This is a genomic window from Kitasatospora sp. NPDC094028 (genome assembly GCF_049543595.1).
Lineage (GTDB): Bacteria > Actinomycetota > Actinomycetes > Streptomycetales > Streptomycetaceae > Kitasatospora.
Map to the genome: position 1 here is coordinate 636,056 of NZ_JBMVFA010000001.1, position 8,362 is coordinate 644,417.

Sequence of the window (8,362 nt, forward strand, 5' to 3'; positions counted from 1 at the left end):
TCACCACGGCTCCCGGGCTTTTCCGGGCGGGCGGCCGCGCATCAATCGTCGGTAAAGGGCTTCTCAACGTTACGTCATATGTGCCATGGTACATGTCACACTCCCCACCGTGCTCCCGGCGGAACCGCCCCCACGCGGCCCGTCGCCAACGGTCCTCGCCACCCCCACCGGCCGTACCCCCAGTGCGGCCGACGACGGCCCGGAGGCCCCCACGTGAGTCCCGTACGCTCGCTGCGACTCCCGCAGCTGGCACGATTGTTGACGTTCACCCTGACCCTGCTGCTGGCGCTCGGCCTGTTCGCCCCGCTCAGCCACGCCGCCCCCGCCACCGCCCCCACGAAGAGCGGCGGCACGCCCCCGGCCGGCACCGCCCCCACCGCGCTGGCCCCGCAGCCGGCCACCGGCGCGGCCCAACCGGACGGCGACGAGCGGCAGTTCACCTCCGCCGACCGGCGCGCACCGCTCCCGGTGGACACCGTGCCCGCCGACGCCAAGCCCGCCGCCAGGGCCCTCGCCGCCGAACAGCCCTGCAACGTCGGCGACTTCACCAGCCGCACCGGCAGCGCGCTGGTGCAGCGGATCACCTCCGCCGAGGTGCAGTGCGTCAACCAGCTGTTCCAGCTCACCGGCGCGAACGCGTACGACGCCTTTCGTGAGCCGCAGATGGTGACGGTGGCCAACGCGCTGCGCGACGCGGCCGCCAACCACCCCGGCGACAACAGCACTTCGGTCGAGCAGCTGGTGCTCTACCTGCGCGCCGGCTACTTCGTGCAGTGGTACCACAAGAGCGACGTCGGCCCGTACGGCAGCGCGCTGCAGGGCGCGATCCGCCCGGCGCTGGACGCCTTCTTCGGCAGTGCGCACGCGCTCGACGTCGCGGCCGGCAACGCGCCGATCCTCGGCGAGGCCGTCACCCTGATCGACAGTGCGCAGGAGAACACCCGCTACCTGGGGGTGGTCAAGCGCCTGCTGAGCGGCTACGACAGCGCCACCTGGAACCCGGCCGGCATGGCGTGGGCGGTGAACCCGGCGTTCACCGTGCTGTTCCGCGGCCACCAGCTGCCCGACTTCGTGGCGGCCGTCCAGGCCGACCCGAGCGTGCTGGACGCGCTGTCCGCCTTCGCGGTCCGCAACAACGACCAACTCGGCGGCGGTTACGACGTGCTGGTCTACAACGCCACCAAGGAGCTGGGTCGCTTCCTGAAGTACCCGGCCCTCCAGCCGAAGGTCCGCCCGCTCGTCCAGGCGCTCGCCGCGCAGTCCGCGCCGAACGGCCGCACCGTCCACGGGTGGGCCGCGGTCGCCGAGGCGGTCGGCTACTACGATGCCGCCAACTGCTCGTACTACGGCGTGTGCAACGCCTCCGACCGGCTCAAGTCCGGTGTGCTGACGGTGAGCTACACCTGCAGCCCGAGCATCAAGCTGATCGCCCAGGCGCTCGACGGCACCCAGCTGACCACCGCCTGCTCCAGCCTGACCGGCCAGGACGCCTACTTCCACTCGGTGGCGCGCGACAAGGGCCCGGTCAAGGACGACGGCAACACCACGATCGAGGTCGTGGTCTTCCACTCCTCCCTCGACTACCAGGTGCTGGCCGCCGCCATCTACGGCATCGACACCAACAACGGCGGCATGTACCTGGAGGGCAAGCCGAACGTCGTCGGCAACCAGCCGCGCTTCCTCTGCTACGAGGCCGAATGGGCCCGCCCGGCGTTCCAGATCTGGAACCTCAACCACGAGTACACCCACTACCTCGACGGCCGCTTCGACATGTACGGCGACTTCGACGCCGGCATGACCACCCCGACCGTCTGGTGGGTCGAGGGCTTCGCCGAGTACGTCTCCTACTCCTACCGCAAGGCCGTCAACGACGGCGCGATCGCGGCCGCCGCCCGGCACACCTACAGGCTGAGCGACCTCTTCGACACCGTCTACGGCGACCAGGAGCGGGTGTACCGCTGGGGCTACCTGGCCGTGCGCTACATGCTGGAGCAGCACCGCGCCGACCTGGACGCCGTGCTCGCCAAGTACCGGGTGGGGGACTGGGCCGGCGCCCGCACCCTGCTCAAGACCACCATCGGCACCCGCTACGACGCCGGCTTCGACAGCTGGCTGACCGGCTGCGCGAACGGCGGCTGCGCGACCACCCCGACCGTCCCGCAGGTGCCCGAGTGCACCGCCGCCGACACCCGGCAGCTGGCCGCCGACTGCGGCCGCAGCAACGTCGCCGCCACCACCGGCAACTACGCGCACTTCTACGTCTGGGTGCCGGCCGGCACCCAGCGGCTGACCGTCACCAGCAGCGGCGGCACGGGCAACGGCGACCTCTACTACAGCCCGAACGGCTGGGCCTACACCAACGCCTACACGACGCGCTCGGCCGGCCCGGACAACTCCGAGACGCTGACCGTCACCAACCCGCCGGCCGGCTACGTCTACTTCAGCCTCTACGCCCAGCAGGGCTTCAGCGGGGTGAGCGTCGCCGGCCAGTTCTGATCGGACCCGAGCACGGCACCACCGACCGCCCCGGCGACCCTCGCCGGGGCGGTCCGGCGTCCGGGCGGAATTCCTCCGGGGGTCACCCGCCGATCCGCACCAGCGCCAAGGTGATGTTGTCCGGCCCGCCGGCCTCGATCGCCGCCTTCCACAGCTCGAACGCGGCCTTGCCGTCCGCCCGTCCGGAGCCCTCGTCCGGCCGGGCGAGCAGTTCGGCCAGCTCCTCCTCCGGCACCGGGTCGGTCAGGCCGTCGCTGCACACCAGGTAGCGGTCGCCGGGCAGCAGCGGCTCGGTCCGCACGTGCGGTTCGACGAAGGTGAGCCCGAGCGAGCCGCCGAGGGTCTGGGTGACCACCGAGGTGGTGCGGCGGCCGGGCGGCAGCGGCGGGCTGTCGTCCACGCTGACCCGGCTGAGCCCGTCCCCGTCGATCCGGTAGACCCGGCTGTCGCCGACGTTGAAGGCCACCGCCCGCTCGGGCAGCAGCACCAGCCCGGCGACGGTGGTGCCCATCGCGGCCAGTTCCGGCTGCCCGGCGGTGGCCGCGTAGACGGCCCGGTTGCACTCCTGCAGCTCGGCCCGGACGGCCTCCTCGCCGTCCAGTCCGGCGCCGGCCGCCGCGAGCCGACGGGCGACCAGGGCGCTGGCAACCTCGCCGCCGGGGTGCCCGCCGAGGCCGTCCGCGACGGCGACCACGCAGGGCGGGCCGAGCGGGAAGAGCAGGGTCTGCGGGTTGGCGGTCACGGTGGCGCAGAGCGTCCAGGGGCCGACCGCGAGGCTGTCCTCGTTGTGCTCCCGCACCAGGCCCTCGTGGCTCAGCGCGCTCACCGCGATGTACGCCGCCATCGGTCCGCCGCCCTTCCGGAGCCCTCCTCCCATTGTCGGGGGGAATACGGGCCGCCGCCCGGGTGCTAGTGTGGTTGAAAGTTGAACGACATAGGGCGAGGGCCCCGGCCCGACCAGGAGTGTGGTGAGCAGCGTGAGCAGCATGCAGTTCGGAATCTTCAGCGTCGGCGACGTCACGGCCGACCCGACCACCGGCCGCACGCCCAGCGAGCACGAGCGGATCAAGGCGATGGTCGCCATCGCGCGCAAGGCCGAGGAGGTCGGCCTGGACGTCTTCGCGACCGGCGAGCACCACAACCCGCCGTTCGTGCCGTCCTCGCCGACGACCATGCTCGGCTACATCGCCGCGCAGACCGAGCGCATCATCCTGTCCACCTCGACCACGCTGATCACCACCAACGACCCGGTGAAGATCGCCGAGGACTTCGCGATGCTCCAGCACCTCGCCGAAGGCCGGGTGGACGTCATGATGGGCCGCGGCAACACCGGCCCGGTCTACCCGTGGTTCGGCAAGGACATCCGCCAGGGCATCCCGCTCGCGGTCGAGAACTACGCGCTGCTGCACCAACTGTGGCGCGAGGACGTGGTCGACTGGCAGGGCCGCTTCCGCACCCCGCTGCAGGGCTTCACCTCGACCCCGCGCCCGCTGGACGGCGTGCCGCCGTTCGTCTGGCACGGCTCGATCCGCAGCCCGGAGATCGCCGAGCAGGCCGCCTACTACGGCGACGGCTTCTTCGCGAACAACATCTTCTGGCCCAAGGAGCACTTCCAGAAGCTGATCGAGCTGTACCGCGAGCGCTACGCCCACTACGGCCACGGCACGCCCGAGCAGGCGGTCGTCGGCCTCGGCGGGCAGGTGTTCATGCGCAGGAACTCCCAGGACGCGGTGCGCGAGTTCCGTCCGTACTTCGACAACGCGCCGGTCTACGGGCACGGGCCCTCGCTGGAGGAGTTCACCGCGCAGACCCCGCTGACCGTGGGCAGCCCGCAGGAGGTCGTCGAGAAGACGCTGGGCTTCCGCGAGACCTTCGGCGACTACCAGCGCCAGCTGTTCCTGATGGACCACGCCGGCCTGCCGCTGAAGACCGTGCTGGAGCAGCTGGACCTGCTCGGCGAGGAGGTCGTGCCGGTGCTGCGCGCGGAGTTCGCCAAGGGCCGCCCGGCCGGGGTGCCGGACGGGCCGACCCACGCCGCGCTGGTCGCGGCCCGCGACGAGAAGGACGAGAACGAGAAGGCGGAGGTGGCCGAGTGACCGCGTTCAGGCTGGCGGTGGTGAGCGCCGGGTTGAGCAGGCCGTCCTCGACGCGCCTGCTGGCCGACCGGCTCGCCGGGTCGACCGTGCGGCGGCTCGCCCTGGACGGGCGGACGGCGGAGGTCACGGTGATCGAACTGCGGGACCTCGCGGTGGACATCGCGAACAACCTCGTCACCGGCTTCCCGGCCGCCGCGCTGCGCGAGGCGGTCGCGGCGGTGACGGAGGCGGACGCGGTGATCGCGGTGACCCCGATCTTCACCGCCTCCTACAGCGGCCTGTTCAAGTCCTTCTTCGACGTGATCGACCACGACGCGCTGGCCGGGAAGCCGGTGCTGATCGGGGCCACCGGCGGCACGCCCCGGCACTCGCTCGCCCTGGAGCACGCGGTGCGGCCGCTGTTCAGCTATCTGCGCGCGGTGGTGCTGCCGACCGCCGTCTACGCGGCCACCGACGACTGGGGCACCGCGGGCGACGCCCTCACCGCGGGGCTGCCGGGCCGGATCGACCGGGCGGGCGGCGAACTCGCCGCGCTGCTGGCCGGCCGCGGCCCGGCCGGGCTCGCTCTGCCCGAGCAGGTGGTCCCGTTCGCCGAGCAGCTGGCGGCGCTGCGGGCCTGAGCGGGAGCGGGCGGGAACCGGAAGGGGCGGGTGCGCGGCGCACCCGCCCCTCCCGGCCGTCCGGGTGAGTGTCGGCCGCGCCGGAACATCCGCTGTGCGGTGTAATCGTACGGATGATCAGATTCATGCCGATCCTGGACGCCCCGCCGCCCGCCGCCGGCCGATAGCCGCCCGCCGGCCCCGGCGACAGGAGGTTCGCCTTGGCGTGCAAGGATCGTTCGCCCGCGGCCACCCCTCCCGGGCGGGAAGGGTACTGAGTGCCTTTACCAGGGGTACTGAGTGCCGTATTCTCTCGGTGGAGCCTCTGACGCCAGTCGAAGAGAGCCGACACGGCATGCCGGTCCAGGTGGCGCTCGCGGCGCGCGGGGCGCGGCCGGTCCGGACTTGGCACTCAGTACCCTCGGATGCTCTGAGGCCGTGGACAGTGCACCCGCGCACCCGTGACAGGAGAGACCGCTCATGAGCTTGAGGATCGTCGTCTGCGTGAAGTACGTGCCGGACGCGACGGGTGACCGTCGTTTCTCGGACGACCACACCACCGACCGGGAGGGTGTGGACGGCCTCCTGTCGGAGCTGGACGAGTACGGCGTGGAGCAGGCGCTGCGGATCGCGGAGGCGAACGAGGGCGCCGAGGTGACGGTGCTGACGGTCGGTCCGGACGACGCGAAGGACGCGCTGCGCAAGGCGCTGTCGATGGGTGCGGACAAGGCCGTGCACGTGAACGACGACGACATCCACGGCACGGACGTGATCGGGACGTCGGCGATCCTGGCGAAGGCGCTGGAGAAGACCGGTTTCGACCTGGTGATCGGTGGCATGGCGTCGACCGACGGTTCGATGGGTGTGCTGCCGGCGCTGCTGGCGGAGCGTCTGGGTGTGCCGCAGGTGACGCTGCTGTCCGAGGTGTCGGTCGAGGGCGGCGTGGTCAAGGGCCGTCGTGACGGTGACGCGGCGACCGAGCTGGTCGAGGCCGCGCTGCCGGCCGTGGTCTCGGTGACGGACCAGTCGGGCGAGGCCCGCTACCCGTCGTTCAAGGGGATCATGGCGGCGAAGAAGAAGCCGGTGCAGTCGCTGGACCTGGACGACCTGGGCATCGAGGCGGACGAGGTCGGCCTGGCGGGTTCGTGGACGGCGGTCGAGTCGGTGGCGGCGCGTCCGGCGCGCACCGCGGGCACGGTCGTCAAGGACGAGGGCGAGGGCGGCAAGCAGCTCGCCGCCTTCCTCGCCGACCAGAAGTTCATCTGAGCCGGCCCCACCCCCTGACCCAGCGAAACACGGAGACATTGAGCAATGGCTGAGATTCTCGTCCTGGTGGACCACGCCGACGGTGCGGTCCGCAAGCCGGCCCTGGAGCTGCTGACCCTGGCCCGCCGCATCGGTGAGCCGTCCGCCGTCGTGCTCGGCGCCGGTGCCGCGGCCGCCGACATCGCCGCGAAGGCCGGCGAGTACGGCGCCGCCAAGGTGTACGTCGTCGACGGCGCCGAGTTCGCCGACCAGCTGGTCGTCCCCAAGGTGGACGCCCTGGCCCAGATCGCCAGGACCGCCGCCCCGGCCGCCGTGCTGGTGACCTCCTCGGGCGAGGGCAAGGAGGTCGCCGCCCGCGTCGCGCTGCGGATCGGCTCCGGCATCATCACCGACGCCGTGGACGTCCGCGCGGGTGAGGGTGGCCCGGTCGCCACCCAGTCCGTCTTCGCGGCCTCGTACACCGTCGACTCGCGCGTCAGCAACGGCGTGCCGGTCATCGCGGTCAAGCCGAACTCGGTCGCCCCGGAGGCCGCTCCGGCCGCCGGCGCCGTCGAGAACGTGTCGGTCGAGTTCACCGGCAACGCCGCCAAGGTCACCTCGCGCACCCCGCGCGTCTCGACCGGCCGCCCCGAGCTGACCGAGGCCGCGATCGTGGTCTCCGGCGGCCGCGGCGTCGGTGCCGCCGAGGGCTTCGGCGTCGTCGAGGAGCTCGCGGACGTGCTGGGCGGTGCGGTCGGTGCCTCGCGCGCCGCCGTGGACGCCGGCTGGTACCCGCACACCAGCCAGGTCGGCCAGACCGGCAAGCAGGTCTCCCCGCAGCTCTACATCGCCAACGGCATCTCGGGCGCCATCCAGCACCGGGCCGGCATGCAGACCTCGAAGACCATCGTGGCCGTCAACAAGGACCCCGAGGCCCCGATCTTCGAGCTCGCCGACTACGGCGTGGTCGGCGACCTCTTCGAGGTCCTGCCGCAGCTGACCGCCGAGGCGAAGGCCCGCAAGGCCTGATCCTCCCGCACCGCCCCCCGTACGGCCCGAGGCCCGTACGGGCCCGCACGGCACGCGAAGGGCGTGGCACCCGGTACCCCCGGGGCCACGCCCTTCGGCGTCCGTCCGCCGCCCGCCGGGGCGCGGCACCCGGTACCCCGGGAACCGCGCTCCGGCGCCCGCCGGACGCTCAGTCGGCGAACGCGGCGAGGTGCTGGGTGAAGCCGCCCTGGACGGGCGGCAGCGGGCGCGGCTCGGTGTCCGGCGAAGGCCGGGCCTCCTCCACGGGCAGCAGCCGCAGCTCCGACTGGTCGCCCTCGACCGGCTCCAGCCGCACCCGGGTGCCGACCGGCACGGTGCTGCGCAGCCCGCCGACGATGCACCAGACGTCGAAGCCCTCCGCCATCCGGATCAGTGACTTCTGGCGGACCAGCGGCGTGCGCGCCTGCTCGACCTCGCAGCGCCGGACCACGCCGGTGCCCTCGCTGGGCTCCAGCCGCAGGTCGGTGGAGCCGCAGGTGGGGCAGAGCAGCCGTTGGAAGGTCGGGTTGCCGCACCAGGCGCAGCGCTGGAAGTACAGCGTGGTGCAGCTGCTGTCGGCGTCGATGACTGAGTGGACCACGCTGTTCGTCTCCCTGCGTTCGGACTGCGCTCGGCTGCGCTGGGGCTGCGATCGGACCGGATCGTTCGGCAGAAGTTCGGCAGAAAAAAGGATAGGGAACTCAGTGCCGCCATGTGAAGGCACTGAGTTCCCTTTTTGCTGCGCGCATGCATAATGAAGGGTACTGAGTACCGTCGTGAACAGGAGTGCCGTCATGGGCCAGGACTTCGATCTCTTCCGGATCTCCGAGGAGCACCAGATGCTTCGCGAGGCGGTGCGTTCGCTGGCCGAGGCGAAGATCGCTCCGTATGCGGCGG

Annotated in this window: 7 protein-coding genes; 5 read left to right on the plus strand and 2 right to left on the minus strand. The window is 72.0% G+C overall.

Translation table 11 applies throughout. The annotated features are described in order from the left end of the window. Window positions 1-213 precede the first annotated feature (213 nt). The gene (locus tag ACPC54_RS02970; RefSeq protein ID WP_498960505.1) at window positions 214-2,496 is read left to right on the plus strand and encodes a M9 family metallopeptidase; all 2,283 of its coding nucleotides are present in this window, start codon (window positions 214-216) and stop codon (window positions 2,494-2,496) included. An 82-nt stretch (window positions 2,497-2,578) separates the two neighbouring features. Here ACPC54_RS02970 and ACPC54_RS02975 read toward each other — a convergent pair whose 3' ends face one another. After that, on the minus strand, window positions 2,579-3,340 hold the full coding sequence (locus tag ACPC54_RS02975) for a PP2C family protein-serine/threonine phosphatase (RefSeq protein WP_498960507.1): 762 nt from the start codon (window positions 3,338-3,340) through the stop codon (window positions 2,579-2,581). Between the two features lie 142 nt (window positions 3,341-3,482). Here ACPC54_RS02975 and ACPC54_RS02980 point away from each other — a divergent pair, with 142 nt between their 5' ends. The 4 genes from ACPC54_RS02980 to ACPC54_RS02995 all read left to right on the plus strand — a co-directional run bounded on the left by ACPC54_RS02980 (window position 3,483) and on the right by ACPC54_RS02995 (window position 7,465). Beyond that, window positions 3,483-4,592 carry an LLM class flavin-dependent oxidoreductase gene (locus ACPC54_RS02980; RefSeq protein ID WP_498960509.1) on the plus strand — a complete coding sequence of 370 codons (1,110 nt, stop codon included), beginning with the start codon at window positions 3,483-3,485 and terminating at the stop codon, window positions 4,590-4,592. Further along, window positions 4,589-5,212, plus strand: coding sequence for an FMN reductase (locus ACPC54_RS02985; protein WP_498960511.1), 624 nt, complete (start codon window positions 4,589-4,591; stop codon window positions 5,210-5,212). Before ACPC54_RS02980 ends, ACPC54_RS02985 begins: the two co-directional genes overlap by 4 nt. A 459-nt stretch (window positions 5,213-5,671) precedes the next feature. Continuing rightward, window positions 5,672-6,457, plus strand: a complete 786-nt coding sequence (locus tag ACPC54_RS02990) for an electron transfer flavoprotein subunit beta/FixA family protein (protein WP_369182496.1) — start codon at window positions 5,672-5,674, stop codon at window positions 6,455-6,457. A 45-nt stretch (window positions 6,458-6,502) separates the two neighbouring features. Then, window positions 6,503-7,465 carry an electron transfer flavoprotein subunit alpha/FixB family protein gene (locus tag ACPC54_RS02995; RefSeq protein WP_498960513.1) on the plus strand — a complete coding sequence of 321 codons (963 nt, stop codon included), beginning with the start codon at window positions 6,503-6,505 and terminating at the stop codon, window positions 7,463-7,465. 169 nt (window positions 7,466-7,634) lie between these two features. Here ACPC54_RS02995 and ACPC54_RS03000 read toward each other — a convergent pair whose 3' ends face one another. Further along, the gene (locus ACPC54_RS03000) at window positions 7,635-8,066 is read right to left on the minus strand and encodes a Zn-ribbon domain-containing OB-fold protein (RefSeq protein WP_498960515.1); all 432 of its coding nucleotides are present in this window, start codon (window positions 8,064-8,066) and stop codon (window positions 7,635-7,637) included. Between the last annotated feature and the right edge of the window lie 296 nt (window positions 8,067-8,362).